This window comes from Streptomyces sp. NPDC029151 (assembly GCF_055564315.1).
The window spans coordinates 138,212-159,195 of sequence record NZ_JBVHWQ010000011.1 but is presented as its reverse complement, the minus strand read 5'-3'; the positions used below and the strand labels follow the sequence as shown (position 1 = coordinate 159,195).

The following is a 20,984-nucleotide window of genomic DNA, read 5'->3' as shown; positions in this document are numbered from 1 at the left end:
ACCGCGCTGCGCCAGTCTCATGGCGCATAACCGGCCCACCCCTCATCCGACCGGACCGCTCAGGCACCGCCCGCACGGGGCCGTACCAACCGACGAGGAGACGCCGATGGCACCAGCCATCATGCTTGCGGCGGACGCACCCAGACTGTCGTCCGCCAACACAGGCTTCATGCTCATCTGTTCCGCCCTGGTGATGCTCATGACCCCGGGACTGGCCTTCTTCTACGGAGGCATGGTCCGCGTCAAGAGCACCCTGAACATGCTGATGATGAGCTTCATCAGCCTCGGGATCGTCACCATCCTGTGGGTGCTCTACGGCTTCTCCCTCGCCTTCGGCACCGGCAACAGCCTCCTCGGTTTCAACGCCGACTGGATCGGGCTCAGCAACGTCGGCCTGACGGAACTCTGGGACGGCTACACCATCCCGGTCTTCGTCTTCATGGTCTTCCAGCTGATGTTCGCGATCATCACGCCGGCCCTGATAAGCGGCGCCCTCGCCGACCGGGTCAAGTTCTCCGCCTGGGCCCTCTTCGTCGCCCTGTGGGCCACGATCGTCTACGTCCCGGTCGCCCACTGGGTCTGGGGCGCCGACGGCTGGGCCTACAAGCTCGGCGTCATCGACTTCGCGGGCGGTACGGCGGTCCACATCAACGCCGGTGCGGCCGCGCTCGGCGTCATCCTCGTCATCGGCAAGCGCGTCGGCTTCAAGCGCGACCCCATGCGCCCGCACAGCCTTCCGCTGGTCATGCTCGGCGCCGGCCTGCTCTGGTTCGGCTGGTTCGGCTTCAACGCCGGCTCCTGGCTCGGCAACGACGACGGCGTGGGCGCGCTGATGTTCGTCAACACGCAGGTCGCGACGGCCGCCGCCATGCTGGCCTGGCTCGCCTACGAGAAGATCCGGCACGGCGCGTTCACCACCCTCGGCGCCGCCTCCGGCGCGGTGGCCGGTCTGGTCGCCATCACCCCGTCCGGCGGCGCCGTCTCCCCGCTGGGCGCGATCGCCGTCGGCGCCGTCGCCGGTGTCGCCTGCGCCGCGGCCGTCGGCCTGAAGTTCAAGTGGGGCTACGACGACTCCCTCGACGTCGTCGGCGTCCACATGGTCGGCGGCATCATCGGCTCCCTGCTGATCGGCTTCTTCGCCACCGGCAAGGGCCAGTCCACCGCCACCGGCGTCTTCTACGGCGACCACACCTTCACCCAGCTGTGGAAGCAGTGCGCCGGCGTCGGCGCGGTCCTCGCCTACTCCCTGGTCGTCTCCGCCGTCCTCGCCTTCCTCCTCGACCGGACCCTCGGCATGCGGGTCGCCGAGGACGAGGAGATCTCCGGCATCGACCAGGCCGAGCACGCCGAGACCGCATACGACTTCAGCGGCGCCGGCGGCGGCGTCACCGGAACCCTCGCCGCCCCGGCCCCGGCCGCCGCGCAGACCAGGAAGGTGGACGCGTGAAGCTCATCACCGCCGTCGTGAAGCCCCACCGGCTCGACGAGATCAAGGAAGCCCTCCAGGCCTTCGGCGTCCACGGACTCACGGTCACCGAGGCCAGCGGCTACGGCCGGCAGCGCGGCCACACCGAGGTCTACCGCGGAGCCGAGTACACCGTCGACCTCGTCCCCAAGATCCGCATCGAGGTCCTCGCCGAGGACGACGACGCCGAGCAGCTGATCGAGGTCATCGTCAAGGCCGCCCGCACCGGCAAGATCGGGGACGGCAAGGTCTGGTCCCTGCCCGTCGAGACCGCCGTACGGGTCCGTACGGGCGAGCGCGGGCCGGACGCCCTCTGACGCGTCAGAATCCCAGTCAGGGACACGCGAAACGGAACAGGAGTCGCCGGGTGACCGGAGCGGATGTGCGCGAAGAGACGGAAGACCCCGGACCCGGCGGCTACGCGGCGGCCCGGCTGCGCCTCCTCACCGAGGGGGCGCGGTCCGGGCCGCCGCGCCGTGCCGCCCTCGCCGACCTGACCGACGACTGGCTCGCCGGACTGTTCACCGCCGCCGCGGCCGGAACCCAGGGCGTGTCGCTGGTCGCCGTCGGCGGCTACGGCCGCGGGGAACTCTCCCCGCGCAGCGACCTCGACCTCGTCCTGCTGCACGACGGCTCCGACCCCGGCGCGGTCGCCGCCCTCGCCGACCGGCTCTGGTACCCCGTCTGGGACCTCGGCCTCTCCCTCGACCACTCCGTACGCACCCCCGACGAGGCCCGCAGAACCGCCGGCGAGGACCTCAAGGTCCACCTCGGCCTGCTGGACGCCCGCCACCTCGCCGGCGACCCCGCCCTCACCGCCGGACTGCGCACCACCGCCCTCGCCGACTGGCGCAACCAGGCCCCCAGACGCCTCCCCGAGCTCCAGGAACTGTGCGCCGACCGCGCCGCACGCCAGGGCGAACTCCAGTACCTGCTGGAACCCGACCTCAAGGAGGCCCGCGGCGGCCTGCGCGACGCCACCGCCCTGCGCGCCGTCGCCGCCTCCTGGCTCGCCGACGCCCCGCGCGAGGGCCTCGACGAGGCCCGCCGCCGCCTCCTCGACGTCCGCGACGCCCTCCACCTGGCCACCGGCCGCGCCACCGACCGGCTCGCCCTCCAGGAGCAGGACCAGGTCGCCGCCGAGCTGGACCTGCTCGACGCCGACACCCTGCTGCGGCAGGTCTACGAAGCGGCCCGGGTCATCGCGTACGCCAGCGACGTCACCTGGCGCGAAGTGGGGCGCGTCCTGCGCTCGCGCGCCGTCCGGCCACGACTGCGCGCCCTGCTCGGCGGCGGCAAACCGGTCACCGAACGGTCCCCCCTGGCCGAAGGCGTCGTGGAGCAGGACGGCGAAGTGGTGCTGGCCCGCACCGCACGCCCCGAACGCGACCCCGTGCTCCCGCTGCGCGCCGCGGCCGCCGCCGCCCAGGCCGGCCTCCCGCTCTCCCTGCACGCCGTACGGCGCCTGGCCGCCACCACGCGCCCCCTGCCCACGCCCTGGCCCGCCGAGGCCCGCGAACAGCTGGTCACCCTCCTCGGCTCCGGCCGCCCCACCGTCGAGGTCTGGGAGGCGCTGGAGGCCGAGGGCCTGATCAGCCGCCTGCTCCCGGACTGGGAGCGGGTCCGCTGCCGGCCGCAGCGCAACGCCGTGCACGTGTGGACGGTCGACCGCCACCTGATCGAGACGGCGGTCCGCGCCTCCGAGTTCACCCGCCGCGTCAGCCGCCCCGACCTGCTCCTGGTCGCCGCCCTGCTGCACGACATCGGCAAGGGCTGGCCCGGCGACCACTCGGTGGCCGGCGAGATCATCACCAAGGACGTCGCCGCACGCATCGGCTTCGACCGCTCGGACGTCGCCGTGCTGTCCCTCCTGGTCCGCCACCACCTGCTGCTCGTCGAGACGGCCACCCGCCGCGACCTGGACGACCCCGCCACCGTCCACTCGGTCGCCGAGGCCGTCGGCACCCTGAGCACCCTGGAACTGCTGCACGCCCTCACCGAGGCCGACGCCCTCGCCACCGGCCCGGCAGCCTGGTCCTCCTGGCGCGGTTCCCTCGTCGCCGACCTCGTGCGCCGCGTCCGCGCCGTGCTCGCCGGGGACGTCCCGCAGGAGCCCGAGCCGGCCGCGCCCACCGCCGAGCAGGAACGCCTCGCCGTCGAGGCCTTCCGCACCGGCGGCCCGGTCCTCGCCCTGCGCGCCCAGACCGAACCGGTCACCGGCGAGGAGCCGTCCGGTGACCCGGAACCCCTCGGCGTCGAACTCCTCATCGCCGTACCCGACCAGCCCGGTGTGCTCCCCGCGGTCGCCGGCGTGCTCGCCGTGCACCGCCTCACCGTCCGCACGGCGGAGCTGCGCGCCCTGAGCCTGCCGCACGACGTGGACGACGACGGCGCGGTCCTCCTCCTCAACTGGCGGGTGGCCGCCGAGTACGGCTCCCTGCCCCAGGCGGCCCGGCTGCGCGCCGACCTCGTCCGCGCCCTGGACGGCAGCCTCGACATCGCCGGCCGACTCGCCGAACGCGACGCGGCCTACCCGCGCCGCCGTGGCTGGGCGGCCCCGCCGGCGCGGGTCACGGTGGCCCCGGCCGCCTCCCACCACGCCACGGTCATCGAGGTCCGCGCCCAGGACGCCCCGGGCCTGCTCCACCGCATCGGCACGGCCCTGGAGAAGGCGGGCGTACGGGTGCGGAGCATGCACGTGTCGACGCTGGGCGCGAACGCCGTGGACGCGTTCTACGTCACGACGGGCACGGGCGCACCGCTGCCCGCCGGGGACGCGGCGTCGCTGGCGGGGGTGCTGGAGGAGACGCTTCGCGGATGACCTGCCCCGGTGCCTCCGGCGCCGGGATACCCTGGAGGGCGATTCCTTCAAGACCGTCACCGACCCCGAGGACCGCGAGCGCCGTGTTCGACACTCTCTCCGATCGCCTGTCAGCGACTTTCAAGAACCTGCGCGGCAAGGGACGGCTCTCCGAGGCGGACATCGACGCCACGGCGCGCGAGATCCGTATCGCGCTGCTCGAAGCGGACGTGGCGCTGCCGGTGGTCCGCACGTTCATCAAGAACGTCAAGGAGCGCGCGCTCGGGGCCGAGGTCTCCAAGGCGCTGAACCCCGCCCAGCAGGTGCTCAAGATCGTCAACGACGAACTGATCACCATCCTGGGCGGCGAGACCCGCCGGCTCCGCTTCGCCAAGCAGCCGCCCACCGTGATCATGCTGGCCGGTCTCCAGGGCGCCGGCAAGACCACCCTCGCGGGCAAGCTCGGCCGGTGGCTGAAGGAGCAGGGCCACTCCCCGCTGCTGGTCGCCGCCGACCTCCAGCGCCCCAACGCCGTGAACCAGCTGAGCGTCGTCGCCGAGCGCGCCGGTGTGGCCGTGTACGCGCCGGAGCCGGGCAACGGCGTCGGCGACCCGGTGAAGGTCGCCAAGGACTCCATCGAGTTCGCCAAGTCCAAGGTCCACGACATCGTGATCGTGGACACCGCCGGCCGCCTCGGTATCGACGCCGAGATGATGCAGCAGGCCGCGGACATCCGGGACGCGGTCGGCCCCGACGAGATCCTCTTCGTCGTCGACGCCATGATCGGCCAGGACGCCGTCAACACCGCCGAGGCCTTCCGCGACGGCGTCGGCTTCGACGGCGTGGTCCTGTCCAAGCTCGACGGCGACGCCCGCGGTGGTGCCGCGCTGTCGATCCGGCAGATCACCGGCAAGCCGATCATGTTCGCGTCGAACGGCGAGAAGCTGGACGACTTCGACGCGTTCCACCCGGACCGGATGGCCTCCCGCATCCTCGACATGGGTGACCTGCTCACCCTGATCGAGCAGGCGGAGAAGACGTTCAGCCAGGAAGAGGCCCAGAAGATGGCCTCGAAGCTGGCGTCCAAGAAGGGCCAGGACTTCACCCTGGACGACTTCCTGTCCCAGATGGAGCAGGTCAGGAAGATGGGCAGCATCAGCAAGCTGCTCGGCATGCTCCCGGGCATGGGCCAGATCAAGGACCAGATCGCCAACCTGGACGAGCGGGACGTCGACCGCACCGCCGCGATCATCAAGTCGATGACCCCGGCCGAGCGCCAGGACCCGACGATCATCAACGGCTCCCGCCGCGCCCGTATCGCCCGGGGTTCCGGTGTCGAGGTCAGCGCGGTGAAGGGCCTGGTCGAGCGGTTCTTCGAGGCCCGCAAGATGATGTCCCGCATGGCTCAGGGCGGTATGCCCGGCATGCCGGGGCTCCCGGGCATGGGCGGCGGCCCCGGCCGGCAGAAGAAGCAGCAGAAGAAGGCCAAGGGCAAGCAGCGCTCCGGCAACCCGATGAAGCGCAAGCAGCAGGAGCTGGAGGAGGCCCAGCGCCGGGAGGCCGCCGCGCAGGGCGGCGCTCTCGGGCTGCCGGGCCAGCAGGGCGGCCAGGACTTCGAGCTGCCGGACGAGTTCAAGAAGTTCATGGGCTGAGGTCCGCAAGGTCACGGGCCGAGGCCCGCTCGTACGACGCCGGGGGCGCTCCCTTCCGCAGGGGGCGCCCCTTCGCGTGCGCCGGCCCTCGTGCGGGCCGGTCCTTCACGCGCCGGTCCTCGCACACGCCGGGTTCTCTTGCGTGTGCCGAGGTACGCCATGTGCCGTAACGTCCAGGTATGAGCAATGCGGCGCCACCCCGCGAGGCCCCTGACCGGCCGTGGCGCGCCGAGGGCACCCCGGACGAGCCGCCCCGGCGCGGCGGGGGGCTCCGGGGCGGGAAGTGGTGGGGCCTGCTCGCCACCGCGGTGATCGTCTTCGTGCTGGCGTACCTGGGGCTGCACTACTTCGGCCAGGGCAACGAGCCGACGATCTCCTACACGCAGTTCAGCAGGGAGGTCACGGACGGCAACGTCGCCAAGATCTACTCCAAGGGCGACGCGATCCAGGGCCAGCTGAGGAGTCCACGCCAGGATCCGGAGGGCGGTGGCCGGTTCACCAAGTTCAGGACGCAGCGGCCGGCCTTCGCGGACGACAGGCTGTGGCAGAACCTGAGCAGCCACGGTGTCACGGTGACCGCGCGGCCGGTGGTGCAGGAACGCAGCCTGCTGTCCAACGTGCTCATCTCGCTGATCCCGATCGCGGTCCTGGTCGTGGTGTGGATCCTCGTGCAACGCCGGCTGGGCGGGATGCTGCCCGGTGCGGGCGGTCTGTTCGGCCGCCGCTCGCCGCCCCGGCCGGTGGGGCTGCTGCCGGACACCGAGCGCACGACCTTCGCCGACGTGGCCGGCATCGACGAGGTCAAGGGCGAGCTGGACGACGTCGTGGACTTCCTGGAGCACCCCGACGTCTACCGCAGGATGGGCGCGAAACTGCCGCGCGGGGTGCTGCTGGCCGGACCGCCCGGTACCGGCAAGACGCTGCTCGCACGGGCGGTCGCGGGTGAGGCCGGGGTGCCGTTCTTCTCGGCCTCGGCGTCCGAGTTCATCGAGATGATCGTGGGCGTGGGCGCCTCCCGGGTCCGGGAGCTGTTCGCGGAGGCCCGCAAGGTGGCGCCGTCGATCATCTTCATCGACGAGATCGACACCATCGGCCGCGCGCGGGGCGGGAGTGCGTCGATGAGCGGTCACGACGAGCGTGAGCAGACGCTGAACCAGATCCTCACGGAGATGGACGGCTTCTCGGGGTCCGAGGGGGTGATCGTCATCGCGGCGACCAACCGGGCGGACATCCTCGACCCGGCGCTGACCCGCCCCGGCCGTTTCGACCGGGTGGTCACCGTGGCCCCGCCGGACCGGGCCGGCCGTGAGTCGATCCTGCGGATCCACACCCGGCGGATCCCGCTCGCGCCCGATGTGGACCTCGCCCGGATGGCGCGGGTGACCCCGGGCATGACCGGTGCGGATCTGGCCAATCTCGCCAACGAGGCCGCCCTGCTCGCGGTCAAGCGCAAGCAGCAGGAGGTGACCGGCGCCGACCTGTCGGAAGCGCTGGAGAAGGTGCAGCTGGGCGCCGAGCGGACCCTGGTCATGCCGGAGGACGACCGTCGCCGTACCGCGTACCACGAGAGCGGCCACGCCCTGCTGGGCATGCTGCAGCCGGGCGCCGACCCGGTCCGCAAGATCACGATCGTGCCGCGCGGCCGGGCGCTCGGGGTGACCATGTCCACGCCGGAGGTGGAGCGGTACGCGCACTCCGAGGTGTACCTGCGCGGACGGATCATCGGCGCACTGGGCGGGATGGCGGCGGAGGACGTCGTCTACGGGGTCGTGACGACGGGTGCGGAGAACGACCTGGAGCAGGTCACCAACATCGCGCGCGGGATGGTGGCCCGCTGGGGCATGAGCGAACGGGTGGGCCGGCTGTCCGCCCTGCCGAGCGACGCCCAGCAGGCGTACGGACTGTCGGCCGCGCCGCAGACGCTGGACGTCATCGACGCCGAGATGCGGCGGATCGTCGACGACTGCTACGAGGAGGCGTGCCGCAAGCTCCGCGACCACCGGGACCAGCTGGACGCACTGGCACAGGCCCTGCTGGAGAGGGAGACGCTGGAGGAGGCGGACGCCTACCGGATCGCCGGCATCCCCCGCCCGGCCAAGGAACCGGAGCCGGAGCCGGAGGCCGTCAGGGAACGCGGGCGATGACGTAGCGGAAGACGTTCGGCATCCACACGGTGCCGTCCGGCCGCCGGTGCGGGTGGAGGGCCTCCGCCAGCTCCTTGTCGACCTGCTTGGCGTCCGTCGCCGTGATCGCGGCGTCGAACAGGCCGGTGGACAGCAGCCCGCGGACGGCGCTGTCGAGGCCGGCGTACCCGAAGGGGCAGGCGACCCGGCCCGAACCGTCCGGTTTCAGCCCCGCCCGCGCGGCGACGTCCTCCAGGTCGTCGCGCCGGGCGGGCCGCCAGGTGCGCGCGCCGCACACGGGGTCGGCCAGTTTGGTGGCTACACGCAACACCGAGGAGGTGGCGCAGCGCTCCGGCGGCCCCCAGCCGGCCAGCACCACCGCGGCCCCGCGTCCGGCCAGCGGCAGCGCGTCGGAGAGGAGCCCGCCGAGCCCGTCGGAGTCGCCGGCGAGGCCGCCGATCGGCTCGAAGACGGTCACCAGGGTGAACCCGGCCGGTCCGGCGGGGTCCGTGCCGGCCGCGTCCGCGGGCAGGCCGGCGACGAGCCTCGCCGCCGTACGCGCGCGCGTGCCGCTGCCGCCGCGTCTGCCCGGACGGCCGGGCGGGATGTCCGGCAGCAGCCGCTCGCGCGCGAGGGCGAGCCGTTCGGGGGAGGCGGAGTCGACTCCGGTGACCGCGGCACCTCTCCGGGCCGCCATCAGCAGGGCGAGTCCGGAACCGCAGCACAGGCCCAGCAGCCGGGTGCCGGGGCCCACGTCGAGTCGGTCGTACACGGTTTCGTAGAGCGGTACGAGCATCCGCTCCTGGATCTCGGACCAGTCACGCGCGCGTGCGCCCAGGTCCACGCGGGCCGCGGAGTCCGCGTGAGACGTGTGCTGCCGCACGAGCGTAGGTGTCATAGGTATGCGCCCCAATCCGCCGACAGTTCGCCGCTGCGCCCGGTTGCCTGGCCCCCGTGCCGTGCGCGCGCACTTCCCACGTATGCCACCTAACTCCCGGCTCGCGGTGCCGTCCAGGGGTCGTGGGGCCCGGCTTGGCCCCGGTACGCCGGTGTGGCGAGATTTCACGTCCCCGCAATCCGGACGGCCCTACGGTGTCCGTTCCAGGGGGCGGTGACCGCCGGCGGGCCCGGGCGGGCCGGTGCCGGGGGGTACGGCGGTGCGCGGTAACGTCACGACGGCCGCGGACGCTGTCCCGGGTGAGGGCCGCGCGCGGAGCGCGGCCGAAACACCTCTTGCGCGGCGGCCGGCCGTCGTCGCGGCGGGGCTGAAGAGCGGGGCGTAGCGCGGACTACGCACCAGCTTGGTAGGAGCTGTGACGCTTCTCCGCAGATCAGCGCACCCGCCCTCGTCTCCACGCATCAGCGGCAACTGACGGGTACGTGCAAATTATTTGGGATGCCCCGGAATAGGAACACAGCGGCACCCCCGCTCGTTGTCATTACGTGAGCACGACACAGACACCACCTGTTCTCGCCGCAGAGCTGGCGCAGGCGTGGGCCGACATCCAGCGGTACCACCCCGAGCTGCCCGACCTTGCCGCGCCGGAATCCCTGATCGGAGAGTCGTCGTCCGCGTGCGGTCACGAGCTCTCCTTCGAACGGCTGCTCCATGAGGCAGTCCACGGCATCGCCGCCGCCCGCGGCGTCCGGGACACCTCCCGGGCCGGCCGCTACCACAACCGTCGTTTCCTCGCGATCGCCGAGGAGCTGGGCCTGGACCACCCGGAGGAGCCGCACCCGAGCAGCGGTTTCTCGCTGGTCACGCTCAACGCCGAGGCGAAGCGGCGCTACCGCCCGACCATCGAGCGGCTGCAGCGCGCGCTGAAGGCCCACACGGCGGCCACCTCGGCCGACACCTCCCGCACCTTCCGCGGCCCGGCCGCCCGGCACGGCTCCTCCGGTGGCGGTGTCCGCGTCAAGGCGGTGTGCGACTGCGGCCGCAACGTCCGGGTGGTCCCCTCGGTCCTGGCCCAGGCCCCCATCGTCTGCGGCGGCTGCGGCAAGCCGTTCCGGATCCCGGAGGTCATGGGGGCGGCGTAGGCGCGGCGGGCGCGTACCGGCATCTCGTGGGTGCCGGGGCTGCCGCCGGCGACTCCACCGCACCGGGCAGCGCACCCGACGTGAGCTCACCTCCACGCCGGGTGCCGCTGCAGCCTGCCCCGCCGCAGCTCACGCACCCTCGGCCCGAAGCGACCCGCGGCGTGTGGCACAATGGCTAGCTGTACTCGACAGCCGCACAGGACCCCTCTCTCCTCCGGCTGACGCGTCCATCGGGCACTCGGGTACCGCAACCCCACGCGGCGTCTCGCCGTGCCCAACCACGTCAATTCCAGGAGAACCCACTCCCGTGGCAGTCAAGATCAAGCTGAAGCGTCTGGGCAAGATCCGTTCGCCTCACTACCGCATCGTCGTCGCCGACTCCCGTACCCGCCGTGACGGCCGGGCCATCGAGGAGATCGGCAAGTACCACCCGACCTACAACCCGTCGGTCATCGAGGTGGACGCCGAGCGTGTGGCGTACTGGCTCGGTGTCGGCGCCCAGCCGACCGAGCCCGTGCTCGCCATCCTGAAGAAGACCGGCGACTGGCAGAAGTTCAAGGGCGAGCCGGCTCCCGCGCCGCTGCTCGTCGCCGAGCCGAAGCCGGCCCGCCCGTCGTTCGAGGCCTTCACCGGCGAGGACGAGGGCAAGGGTGAGGCGATCACCCAGAAGAAGAAGGCTGAGAAGAAGGACGAGGCTGCTGCCGAGTCCGCTTCGACCGAGGCCTGAGCAGCATGCTCGAAGAGGCGCTTGAGCACCTCGTGAAGGGCATCGTCGACAACCCTGACGATGTGCAGGTCGCCTCGCGCAACCTGCGTCGCGGGCGCGTGCTCGAGGTCCGGGTGCACCCGGACGACCTCGGCAAGGTGATCGGCCGCAACGGCCGCACCGCGCGTGCCCTGCGCACCGTCGTGGGCGCCATCGGCGGCCGCGGTGTCCGTGTCGACCTCGTCGACGTGGACCACGTCCGCTGACGCTTCATCGCAACCGGCTCGGGCCGGGGAGGGCCACTGGCCGTCCCCGGCCCGCAGTCGTATGAGCAGGACGCCGGCAGGAGATGACAGGAGAATTGGACACGTGCAGCTGGTAGTCGCACGGATCGGCCGTGCCCACGGGGTCAAGGGCGAGGTCACCGTCGAGGTACGTACCGACGAGCCGGAGCTGAGGCTCGCGCCCGGCGCGGTGCTCGCCACGGATCCCGCCTCCGCGGGACCGCTGACCATCGAGACGGGGCGGGTGCACAGCGGCCGCCTGCTGCTGCGCTTCGAGGGCGTCACCGACCGCAACGCCGCCGAAGCCCTGCGCAACACCCTGCTCATCGCCGAGGTGAACCCGGAGGAACTGCCCGAGGAAGAGGACGAGTACTACGACCACCAGCTGATCGACCTCGACGTGGTCACCGAGGACGGCACGGAGGTCGGCCGGATCACGGAGATCTCGCACCTGCCCTCGCAGGACCTGTTCATCGTGGAGCGCCCGGACGGCACCGAGGTGATGATCCCCTTCGTGGAGGAGATCGTCACCGAGATCGACCTCGCGGAGCAGAAGGCCGTCATCACGCCCCCGCCGGGCCTGATCGACGACCGCGCGGAGATCGCCTCGTCGAGGGACGAGGACGCATGAGGCTCGACGTCGTCACGATCTTCCCGGAGTACCTGGAGCCCCTGAACGTCTCCCTCGTCGGCAAGGCACGCGCGCGCGGGCAGCTGAACGTCCATGTGCACGACCTGCGCGCGTGGACGTACGACCGGCACAACACGGTGGACGACACGCCGTACGGCGGCGGCCCCGGCATGGTCATGAAGACCGACCCCTGGGGTGACGCCCTGGACACCGTCCTCGCCGACGGCTACGAGACGGGCGCCCACGCCCCCGCGCTCATCGTCCCCACCCCGAGCGGCCGGCCCTTCACCCAGGAGCTGGCCGTCGAACTGTCCGAACGGCCCTGGCTGATCTTCACACCGGCCCGCTACGAGGGCATCGACCGACGGGTCGTGGACGAGTACGCCGGCCGCATGCCGGTGTACGAGGTGTCCATCGGCGACTACGTCCTCGCCGGCGGCGAGGCGGCCGTCCTCGTCGTCACCGAGGCCGTGGCCCGGCTGCTGCCCGGCGTCCTCGGCAACGCCGAGTCCCACCGCGACGACTCCTTCGCGCCCGGCGCGATGGCCAACCTCCTCGAAGGCCCGGTCTACACCAAGCCGCCCGTCTGGCGCGGCCGGGACATCCCCGAGGTGCTGCTCAGCGGCCACCACGGCAGGATCGCCCGCTGGCGCCGCGACGAGGCCCTCAGGCGTACGACCGTCAACCGGCCCGACCTGATCGAGCGCTGCGACCCCAAGGCCTTCGACAAGAAGGACCGCGAGATGCTCTCCATCCTGGGCTGGGAACCGGACCCGGCGGGGGAGCCGTACGGCCGATTTTGGCGCCGGACCGAGGGCGTGGAAGAATAGACCGCTGTTGTGCGCTCGTCCGGCGTGCGCCCCTGCCACAGGGGGACACGACGCCCGCCCCGACCCGCACGGCAGTCCTCCTGGAACCCCTAGTTTCCGTTGATGACCTGTGGCATCAGCGAAGAAAGCAGACGAAATGTCTCACCTGCTCGACTCCGTCGACGTCGCGTCGCTGCGCAGCGACATCCCGGCCTTCCGTCCGGGTGACACCGTCAACGTCCACGTCCGCGTCATCGAGGGCAACCGCTCCCGTGTGCAGCAGTTCAAGGGCGTTGTGATCCGCCGCCAGGGCTCCGGTGTCCGCGAGACCTTCACGGTCCGCAAGGTCTCGTTCTCCGTCGGCGTCGAGCGCACCTTCCCGGTGCACACCCCGATCGTCGAGAAGATCGAGCTGGTCACCCGTGGTGACGTGCGCCGCGCCAAGCTGTACTACCTCCGTGAGCTGCGCGGCAAGGCCGCGAAGATCAAGGAGAAGCGCGAGAACTGAGCGCTTTCCCGGAGTCACAGCGGAGCCGGATAGCATCTGGCTCCGATGGACACCGAAGCACAGCAGACGGAACGCGACCGCTCCTCCCACCCCGGTACTCCGGGGGCGGAGGGCCGGTCGCGTTTCGCGTTGCTGTCGCGGGTCGCCGACCGGCTCCCGGGCGGCCGGATCACCCTCACCCTCATCACCGGCCTGGCGTTCCTGCTGCTCCTCAACGCCTTTGTGATGCAGCCGTTCGAGATTCCGAGCGGATCCATGGAGCGCGGATTGAGGATCGGGGACCGCGTCCTCGTAAACAAGTTGGCGTACCGTTTCGGTGCCCGGCCCGGCCGCGGTGACGTGGTCGTGTTCGACGGCACCGGGTATTTCGGGGACGCCGACTACGTCAAGCGGGTGGTCGGTGTGGGGGGAGACCATGTGGTCTGCTGCGACAAGAACGGGAGGATCGAGGTGAACGGCCGGTCCGTCGACGAGACGGCGTTCCTCTATCCCGGGGACGGCGCCTCCAGTGTGCCCTTCGACGTCGTCGTGCCCCCGGGTCGCCTCTTCGTCCTCGGCGACCACCGCAGCGACTCCAGCGACTCCCGCGACCACCTCGGCTCGCCCGGCGGCGGCATGATCCCCGTCGGCGAGGTCATCGGCCGGGCCGACTGGATCATGTGGCCCTACCGCCACTGGACACGCCTGACCCGCCCCGCCGCCTACGCGCGCGTGCCCGCAGCCCCCACGGGGGCCGCCCATGGGTAACCGCGGCAAACCACGCGGGGTGCCCGCCACCCCCGCCGACAACCTGCTGCCCACCGGGGCCCGCCGCACCTCCGCGCCCGGCGGCGGCCGCACGCGCGCGGAGCGGCGCAAACTGCAGCGCAAGGTCAAGCGCAAGCGGAGGCGGTCGGCCGTCCGGGAGATCCCGCTGCTGATCGGGGTCGCCGTGCTCATCGCGCTCGTCCTGAAGACCTTCCTCGTCCAGGCCTTCGTGATCCCCTCCGGCTCCATGGAGGAGACGATCCGCATCGGCGACCGGGTCCTGGTCGACAAGTTCACGCCGTGGTTCGGCTCCGAGCCGCAGCGCGGGGACGTCGTCGTCTTCCACGACCCGGGCGGCTGGCTCCAGGACGAGCAGACCACCAAGAAGAACGACCCCGTCGTCGTCAAGCAGCTCAAGGAAGGCCTCACCTTCATCGGGCTGCTGCCGTCCGACAACGAGAAGGACCTGATCAAGCGAGTCATCGGGGTCGGCGGCGACCACGTCAAGTGCTGCGACGCCAAGGGCCGCGTCACCGTCAACGGCGTCCCGCTCACCGAGGGTGCCTACCTCTATCCGGGGGACGCGCCCTCCGCCATGCCCTTCGACATCACCGTCCCCAAGGGCCGGCTGTGGGTCATGGGCGACCACCGGGGCAATTCCGCGGACTCCCGCTCCCACCAGGACACGTCCTACGGCGGCACGGTCTCCGTGGACTCGGTGGTCGGCCGGGCCATGGTCATCGGCTGGCCGGTCGGCCACTGGACGCGTCTGGAAGAACCTAAAACCTTCGCAAGCGTCACCGACTCCGTGTCGGGTGCGGCCGCTGCTTCCCGGGCGTCGCATAGGGTTGCCTCCGAGAACCGGAACGGAATGACCCAGCTCCCGACCCCTGCGGAACTCCCGCTCGTTATGGGAGTGGTGGGCCTGCACCGTGTACGGGGCAGGCGGCGGCACAGAGTGAGGAGTTGGCGTGGGGGATGTGGCGGTTGGCGCACGGTCGGGACACGACGGCGAGGAGAACCGCGGGCACCCCGTGGAACCGGACGTTCCCGTACCGAACGGCGCCATGACCTCCGGGAATGACGAGGCCGCCGGCGACGAGGGCGAGCAGCAGCCCCGTACCGCGAGCGCGGCCGCGGACGGGACGACGGCCCGGCCGAGGAAGCCGCGCTCCTTCTGGAAGGAGCTGCCGATCCTGATCGGCATCGCGCTGGTCCTGGCGCTGCTGATCAAGACCTTCCTGGTGCAGGCGTTCTCGATCCCCTCGGACTCGATGCAGAACACCCTTCAGCAGGGTGACCGGGTGCTGGTCGACAAGCTGACCCCGTGGTTCGGCTCCGAGCCCGAGCGCGGTGAGGTCGTCGTCTTCCACGACCCGGACAACTGGCTGGCGGGCGAGCCGACGCCCACCCCGAACCCGGTGCAGAAGGTCCTCAGCTGGATCGGCCTGATGCCGTCGGCGGAGGAGAAGGACCTGATCAAGCGGGTGATCGGGGTCGGCGGCGACACGGTCGAGTGCAAGGGCAGCGGCCCGCTGAAGGTCAACGGCAAGGCGCTGAACGAGCCGTACGTCTACCCCGGCAACACGCCGTGCAGCGTGGACGACCAGGGCGGCCAGTTCAAGGTCAAGGTCCCCAAGGGCTACATCTGGGTGATGGGCGACCACCGCCAGAACTCCCGTGACTCCCGGTACAACCAGTCCGACAAGAACCACGGCATGGTTCCCGTCGACAAGGTCGTCGGCCGCGCGGTCGTCAAGGCCTGGCCGATCAACCGCTGGGGCACCCTGCCGATCCCGGACACCTTCGACCAGCCCGGCCTCGACCAGCAGTCCTCGGCGGCGGCGTCGCTGACGGCGGCCCCGCAGGGCATCGCCGTGGCGGCGGTCCTCCCGGTGGCCGTGTGGCGGCGCCGGCGCACGCACCGGCCGGCGGCCGGCACCAGGTAGGAGCCTGCCGGGCGGCGGGAAGAAGGGGCTGCCCCCGTCCGGTACCGCCGGGTAGGGTGCGGACCCATGGGTGGCGAGAGCATGACGCGTACGGCCCCGCAGGGCGGCGGCACCGGCACGGCACGGGCCGGCGGCAGCCGGCTCGGACAGCGGCTGTCCGGACTGGCCATGGCGCTGGGTCTGGTGCTGTTCCTCGGCGGGTTCGCCTGGGGAGCGCTGGTCTACCGGCCGTACACCGTGCCCACCAGCTCCATGACGCCCACCATCGACGCCGGCGACCGGGTGCTCGCCCAGCGCGTCGACGGCGACGAGGTGCGCCGCGGTGACGTGGTCGTCTTCGAGGACAAGACCTGGGTCACCGACGCCAAGGTGGTCAAGCGCGTGGTCGCCGTGGGCGGGGACACCGTCTCCTGCTGCACCAACGGCAAGCTGACCGTCAACGGCAAGCAGATCGACGAGCCGTACCTGCCCGAGGGCAGCCTGGCCGAGATCAAGAACTTCGGCACGGTGACGGTCCCCGAGGGCCGGCTGTTCCTGCTCGGCGACGAACGCCAGGGCTCCCTGGACTCCACCGCCCACCTCACCGACGCGGCCAAGGGCACCGTCTCGCGCGGTGCCGTGTCCGCCCGCGTGGAGGCCGTCGTCTGGCCCTGGAAGGGCACGCTCAAGCGCCCCACCGGGTTCGAGACGCTCGGCGCCCTCTCCCGGCCGGGTCCGCTGCGCACGATCGAGCTGATGGCCGTGGCCGGCGCGGTCCTGGTCCTCGGCGGCGGCGCCTACGGTCCCGTCGCCGGCCGCCTGCACCGCTCCCGCACCCGCGCCGCCCACCCGGAGACGGCCGGTGCCCGCTGAACCCGCACGCCCGGCGGAGGGGCCGCACGACGCACCCGGTGAGGGCGGGGGAGAGGGCGGGCCGCGGAAGGTGGCCCGGGTGGTGCTGCTCGACCCCCGGGACCGCATCCTGCTCCTGCACGGCCACGAGCCGGGCGACCCGGCCGACGACTGGTGGTTCACCCCGGGCGGCGGCCTGGAGGGCACCGAGACGCGCGAGGAGGCCGCGCTGCGGGAACTCGCCGAGGAGACCGGCATCACCGACGTCGAACTCGGCCCGGTGCTCTGGCGGCGGCGGTGCTCGTTCCCGTTCGCGGGCCGCCGCTGGGACCAGGACGAGTGGTACTACCTGGCCCGTACGACCCAGACGGCCACGGCGGCGACGGGGCTGACCGAGTTGGAGCGGCGCAGCGTCGCCGGAGCGCGCTGGTGGACGTGTCGGGAACTGACCCGGGCACATGAGACGGTGTATCCGACCAGACTCGCCGAGCTGCTGAGCACGCTGCTCGTCGAAGGTCCCCCGGCCAGGCCCATGACCCTCGACACGGAAATCGTCTGAGAGCACCCGGGACTGGCGCACAATGGGGGGATCGCACGGCTGAAGGGGAACATGCCATGAGCGCCGAGGACCTCGAAAAGTACGAGACCGAGATGGAGCTGAAGCTCTACCGGGAGTACCGAGATGTCGTCGGTCTGTTCAAATACGTGATCGAGACCGAGCGGCGGTTCTACCTCACCAACGACTACGAGATGCAGGTGCACTCGGTGCAGGGTGAGGTGTTCTTCGAGGTCACCATGGCCGACGCCTGGGTCTGGGACATGTACCGCCCGGCCCGTTTCGTCAAGCAGGTGCGCGTCCTGACGTTCAAGGACGTGAATATCGAGGAGCTGAACAAGAGCGACCTGGAGCTGCCCGGCGGATGATGTCCCCCTCCCGGGTGAGGGAGTTCTCCACAACCGGCGAGTAGTTCACCAAGATCAACATCTTGGGGCGGAACGCGTGACGGTTGGCGCCGGAGGTGGTGCCGACATGAACGCACGAGAAGCAATCGGCAAGTACGGCGAGGACCTGGCCGCCCGGCGGCTCGCCGAGGCCGGCATGACGATCCTGGAGCGCAACTGGCGCTGCGGACGGACCGGCGAGATCGACATCGTGGCGCGGGACGGGGACGCGCTCGTCGTCTGCGAGGTCAAGACCCGCAGGGGCGGTGGCTACGAACACCCGATGGCCGCGGTGACCCCCGAGAAGGCCGCCCGGCTCCGGGTCCTCGCGGCGCAGTGGATCCAGGCCCACGGAGGAGCGCCACCGGGCGGCGTCCGCATCGACGTCGTCGGCGTGCTGCTGCCCCGCCGGGGCGCTCCGGCCGTCGAGCACGCGCGGGGGGTGGCCTGAATGGGCTTCGCCCGCACCTGCTCCGTGGCCCTGGTCGGCGTCGAGGGCGTGGTCGTCGAGGTCCAGGCCGACCTCGAACCCGGCGTGGCGGCCTTCACCCTGGTGGGCCTGCCGGACAAGAGCCTGACGGAGAGCCGGGACCGGGTCCGGGCGGCGGTGGTGAACTCGGGCGGTGAGTGGCCGCAGAAGAAGCTCACCGTCGGCCTCAGCCCGGCCTCCGTGCCCAAGGCCGGCTCGGGGTTCGACCTGGCCGTCGCCTGCGCGGTGCTCGGGGCGGCCGAGCGCATCGACCCCCGCGTCCTCGCCGACATCGTCATGATCGGGGAGCTGGGCCTGGACGGCCGGGTGCGCCCGGTCCGCGGCATCCTGCCGGCCGTGCTCGCGGCGGCCGACGCGGGGTACGAGCAGGTGGTGGTGCCCGAGTGCGCCGCCGCCGAGGCCTCGCTGGTCCCCGGGGTGTCCGTCCTCGGGGTCCGCAGCCTGCGGCAGCTCATCGCGGTCCTGGCCGAGGAGCCCGTCCCCGACGAGGCACCGGACGATCCGGGCCGGCCCGATCCCCTCCTCGCCGGCCTGCGGGTACCCGGCACGGGGGCCGCCACCGGTATGCACAGCATCGGCGCCGCCCAGCACGCCGACGAGCACGACCTGGCCGACGTCGTGGGGCAGACCTCCGCCCGAACGGCCGTCGAGGTGGCCGCGGCCGGCGGGCACCACCTCTTCCTGGAGGGTCCGCCCGGCGCGGGCAAGACCATGCTCGCCGAACGTCTCCCCGCCGTTCTCCCCCGGCTCACCCGGGAGGAGTCGCTCGAAGTGACGGCCGTCCACTCGGTCGCCGGGCTGTTGCCCCCCGGCAAGCCGCTCATCGACGCCGCCCCCTACTGCGCCCCGCACCACTCGGCCACGATGCAGTCCCTGGTCGGCGGCGGCCCGGGGGTCGCCCGCCCCGGCGCGGTGTCCCTCGCCCATCGGGGCGTGCTGTTCCTGGACGAGGCGCCCGAGTTCCACGGCCAGACCCTGGACGCCCTGCGGCAGCCCCTGGAGTCCGGGCACGTCGTCATCGCACGCAGCGCCGGCGTGGTCCGGTTCCCGGCGCGGTTCCTCATGGTCCTGGCCGCCAATCCCTGTCCCTGCGGTCGGTTCTCCCTGCGCGACTCGCTGTGCGAGTGCCCGCCGTCCGCCGTCCGCCGCTACCAGTCCCGGCTGTCCGGCCCGCTGCTGGACCGGGTGGACCTGCGCGTCGAGGTCGACCCGGTCACCCGGTCCCAGCTCACCGAGCCCGGCGCCCGCGGAGAGTCCACGGCGACCGTGGCCGACCGGGTACGGCAGGCCCGCGAGCGGGCGGCGGTCCGGCTCACCGGCACCCCCTGGCGCACCAACAGCGAAGTGCCCGGCCGTGAACTGCGCAGCCGGTACCACGCCGTCACCGGGGCGATGGACGAGGCGGAACGCAGTCTGGAACGCGGCGTGCTCACCGCCCGCGGTATCGACCGGGTCCTGCGCGTCGCCTGGACCGTCGCCGACCTCGTCGGACACGACCGCCCGGACGCGACCGACGTCGCCCTGGCCCTGCAACTGCGCACCGGCGTCCCCCGGGGCGTACCGATGGCCATCGGAGCCCTGACATGACCGGCGAGGGCGACCCCGGCGCCGACCTGCTCGGGCGGGTGTTCCTCGCCCGGGTGATCGAGCCGGGGGACGAGGTCGGGGGCCGGTGGGTGCGGGAGCTCGGAGTGGGGGAGGTGGTGCGGCGGCTGCGGTCCGGCCGGGAGGCGTTGCCCGGGGTGAGCGGGACCCGGTGGGCGGGACTCGTCGCGCGGGCCCGGCGGGCCGAGCCGGAGCGGGATCTGGAGGCGGCCCGGGCCGCGGGGGCGCGGTTCGTCCGTCCGGGGGACGGCGAGTGGCCGGGCCAGCTGGACGACCTCGGGGACGGGCGGCCCCTCGGGCTGTGGGTGCGGGGCCGGGCCCACCTGCGGATGTGGGCGCTCCGCTCCGTGGCCGTCGTCGGCGCCCGCGCCTGCACCGAGTACGGCACCCACGCGGCCGCCACCCTGGCCTCCGGCCTCGCCGAGCGCGGATGGGTCGTCGTATCGGGCGGCGCCTACGGCATCGACGGCGCCGCCCACCGCGGCACGCTCGCCGCCCACGGCGCCACCATCGCCGTCCTGGCCTGCGGCGTCGACCAGCCCTACCCCCGCGGGCACGCCGCCCTGATCGGCCGGATCGCGGACCAGGGACTGGTCGTGGGTGAGCTGCCGCCGGGGGAGCACCCCACCCCCAGCCGGTTCATCCTCCGCAACCGCGTCATCGCCGCCCTCACCCGGGGCACCGTCGTCGTGGAGGCGGCCTGCCGCAGCGGCTCGCTCTCCACCGCCCGGGCCGCGGGGCGCCTCGGCCGCTTCACGATGGGTGTCCCCGGCCCGGTCACCAGCGCACTCTCCGCCGGCGTGCACGAACTGCTGCGCGGAGAGGCCACCCTGGTCACCGACGCCACCGAGATCATCGAACTCGTGGGCGACATGGGTGATCTCGCGCCGCCCCGCCGCGGCCCGGTCCTCCCGCGTGACCTGCTGGAACCGGCCGCCCGGAGCGTCCTCGCCGCCCTGCCCGGCAACCGCGCCGCCCCCGCCGACGAGATCGCGCTCGGCGCACGCACCACGCGGGACGAGGCGATCGCGAGACTGTACGAACTCCGAGCACTTGGTTACGTCGAACGACACGGCGATGGCTGGAAGTTGACACGCCAGGCGATGATCTCGGTCCGCAGCGGTCGCCCGCCATGCTGACCGACCGTGTTCGGCCGTCCGGGGGAACCCCCGACGCCCTTGGAGTTTCCCGGAGTTGGCACCCCGCGCCGATCACGGAGAGCGAGCCGTGGCCCGCGGTCACCCACCCGGCGCGAGCGCCCCGCGCACGGGTGGAGCCTCGGTGTTCGCACACCGCGACTCCTCAGTCACGCTACGCTCACGAAGGCGGTGGCGCAGATGGCGCCAACCCGACATCCGACGTCACCTCACCCAGGCAGCCCACTTCCCCGCATCCCCGTACG

At 72.3% G+C, this 20,984-nt stretch carries 21 protein-coding genes; 20 read left to right on the top strand and 1 reads right to left on the bottom strand.

The window, feature by feature from the left end:
* Positions 1-106 precede the first annotated feature (106 nt).
* The 5 genes from ACZ4VF_RS32540 to ftsH all read left to right on the top strand — a co-directional run bounded on the left by ACZ4VF_RS32540 (position 107) and on the right by ftsH (position 8,061).
* Complete coding sequence (locus tag ACZ4VF_RS32540; protein ID WP_467930510.1) at positions 107-1,447, top strand: ammonium transporter; 1,341 nt, start codon at positions 107-109, stop codon at positions 1,445-1,447.
* A complete protein-coding gene (locus ACZ4VF_RS32535) occupies positions 1,444-1,782 on the top strand; it encodes a P-II family nitrogen regulator (protein ID WP_030990174.1) in 339 nt (112 codons plus the stop codon). The genes ACZ4VF_RS32540 and ACZ4VF_RS32535 overlap by 4 nt, the downstream gene beginning before the upstream one ends.
* A gap of 50 nt (positions 1,783-1,832) precedes the next feature.
* On the top strand, positions 1,833-4,286 hold the full coding sequence (locus ACZ4VF_RS32530; protein ID WP_467930509.1) for a [protein-PII] uridylyltransferase: 2,454 nt from the start codon (positions 1,833-1,835) through the stop codon (positions 4,284-4,286).
* 83 nt (positions 4,287-4,369) lie between these two features.
* Entirely contained in the window at positions 4,370-5,917 is a 1,548-nt protein-coding gene (gene ffh / locus ACZ4VF_RS32525) for a signal recognition particle protein (protein WP_467930507.1), read from the top strand.
* Between the two features lie 179 nt (positions 5,918-6,096).
* A complete protein-coding gene (gene ftsH / locus ACZ4VF_RS32520; RefSeq protein WP_467930505.1) occupies positions 6,097-8,061 on the top strand; it encodes an ATP-dependent zinc metalloprotease FtsH in 1,965 nt (654 codons plus the stop codon).
* Here the strand turns inward: ftsH and ACZ4VF_RS32515 are convergent.
* Positions 8,042-8,938, bottom strand: coding sequence for a class I SAM-dependent methyltransferase (locus ACZ4VF_RS32515; protein ID WP_467930504.1), 897 nt, complete (start codon positions 8,936-8,938; stop codon positions 8,042-8,044). The two genes, ftsH and ACZ4VF_RS32515, sit on opposite strands and share 20 nt — an antisense overlap.
* 545 nt (positions 8,939-9,483) lie before the next feature.
* On the opposite strand from ACZ4VF_RS32515, the gene ACZ4VF_RS32510 reads away from it, so the two are divergent.
* From ACZ4VF_RS32510 to dprA, 15 genes are all read left to right on the top strand, one after another.
* Positions 9,484-10,080: a hypothetical protein gene (locus ACZ4VF_RS32510; protein WP_467930503.1), complete on the top strand. Its 597-nt coding sequence runs from the start codon at positions 9,484-9,486 to the stop codon at positions 10,078-10,080.
* Positions 10,081-10,387: 307 nt separating this feature from the next.
* The gene (gene rpsP / locus ACZ4VF_RS32505; RefSeq protein WP_189981066.1) at positions 10,388-10,807 is read left to right on the top strand and encodes a 30S ribosomal protein S16; all 420 of its coding nucleotides are present in this window, start codon (positions 10,388-10,390) and stop codon (positions 10,805-10,807) included.
* A gap of 5 nt (positions 10,808-10,812) precedes the next feature.
* Positions 10,813-11,052, top strand: coding sequence for an RNA-binding protein (locus ACZ4VF_RS32500; RefSeq protein ID WP_003973401.1), 240 nt, complete (start codon positions 10,813-10,815; stop codon positions 11,050-11,052).
* A gap of 103 nt (positions 11,053-11,155) precedes the next feature.
* A complete protein-coding gene (gene rimM, locus ACZ4VF_RS32495) occupies positions 11,156-11,701 on the top strand; it encodes a ribosome maturation factor RimM (protein WP_467930501.1) in 546 nt (181 codons plus the stop codon).
* Positions 11,698-12,531, top strand: coding sequence for a tRNA (guanosine(37)-N1)-methyltransferase TrmD (gene trmD / locus ACZ4VF_RS32490; RefSeq protein ID WP_467930500.1), 834 nt, complete (start codon positions 11,698-11,700; stop codon positions 12,529-12,531). The genes rimM and trmD overlap by 4 nt, the downstream gene beginning before the upstream one ends.
* Positions 12,532-12,667: 136 nt before the next feature.
* Positions 12,668-13,018 (top strand): 50S ribosomal protein L19, encoded by a 351-nt coding sequence (gene rplS / locus ACZ4VF_RS32485; RefSeq protein WP_205384398.1) that lies wholly within the window; start codon positions 12,668-12,670, stop codon positions 13,016-13,018.
* A 45-nt stretch (positions 13,019-13,063) separates the two neighbouring features.
* Positions 13,064-13,765: a signal peptidase I gene (lepB, locus tag ACZ4VF_RS32480; RefSeq protein ID WP_467930499.1), complete on the top strand. Its 702-nt coding sequence runs from the start codon at positions 13,064-13,066 to the stop codon at positions 13,763-13,765.
* The gene (gene lepB / locus ACZ4VF_RS32475) at positions 13,758-14,849 is read left to right on the top strand and encodes a signal peptidase I (RefSeq protein WP_467930497.1); all 1,092 of its coding nucleotides are present in this window, start codon (positions 13,758-13,760) and stop codon (positions 14,847-14,849) included. Before lepB (ACZ4VF_RS32480) ends, lepB (ACZ4VF_RS32475) begins: the two co-directional genes overlap by 8 nt.
* Positions 14,737-15,714: a signal peptidase I gene (lepB, locus tag ACZ4VF_RS32470; protein WP_467930496.1), complete on the top strand. Its 978-nt coding sequence runs from the start codon at positions 14,737-14,739 to the stop codon at positions 15,712-15,714. The genes lepB (ACZ4VF_RS32475) and lepB (ACZ4VF_RS32470) overlap by 113 nt, the downstream gene beginning before the upstream one ends.
* A 66-nt stretch (positions 15,715-15,780) precedes the next feature.
* Positions 15,781-16,566 (top strand): signal peptidase I, encoded by a 786-nt coding sequence (lepB, locus tag ACZ4VF_RS32465; protein ID WP_467930495.1) that lies wholly within the window; start codon positions 15,781-15,783, stop codon positions 16,564-16,566.
* Positions 16,556-17,104, top strand: coding sequence for an NUDIX hydrolase (locus tag ACZ4VF_RS32460; RefSeq protein WP_467930493.1), 549 nt, complete (start codon positions 16,556-16,558; stop codon positions 17,102-17,104). The genes lepB (ACZ4VF_RS32465) and ACZ4VF_RS32460 overlap by 11 nt, the downstream gene beginning before the upstream one ends.
* A gap of 56 nt (positions 17,105-17,160) precedes the next feature.
* Positions 17,161-17,469: a DUF2469 domain-containing protein gene (locus ACZ4VF_RS32455; RefSeq protein ID WP_014675276.1), complete on the top strand. Its 309-nt coding sequence runs from the start codon at positions 17,161-17,163 to the stop codon at positions 17,467-17,469.
* Positions 17,470-17,575: 106 nt separating this feature from the next.
* Positions 17,576-17,938 carry a YraN family protein gene (locus ACZ4VF_RS32450; RefSeq protein ID WP_467930492.1) on the top strand — a complete coding sequence of 121 codons (363 nt, stop codon included), beginning with the start codon at positions 17,576-17,578 and terminating at the stop codon, positions 17,936-17,938.
* Positions 17,939-19,564, top strand: a complete 1,626-nt coding sequence (locus ACZ4VF_RS32445) for a YifB family Mg chelatase-like AAA ATPase (RefSeq protein ID WP_467930491.1) — start codon at positions 17,939-17,941, stop codon at positions 19,562-19,564.
* Positions 19,561-20,721 (top strand): DNA-processing protein DprA, encoded by a 1,161-nt coding sequence (gene dprA / locus ACZ4VF_RS32440; protein ID WP_467930489.1) that lies wholly within the window; start codon positions 19,561-19,563, stop codon positions 20,719-20,721. Before ACZ4VF_RS32445 ends, dprA begins: the two co-directional genes overlap by 4 nt.
* Positions 20,722-20,984: the final 263 nt, after the last annotated feature.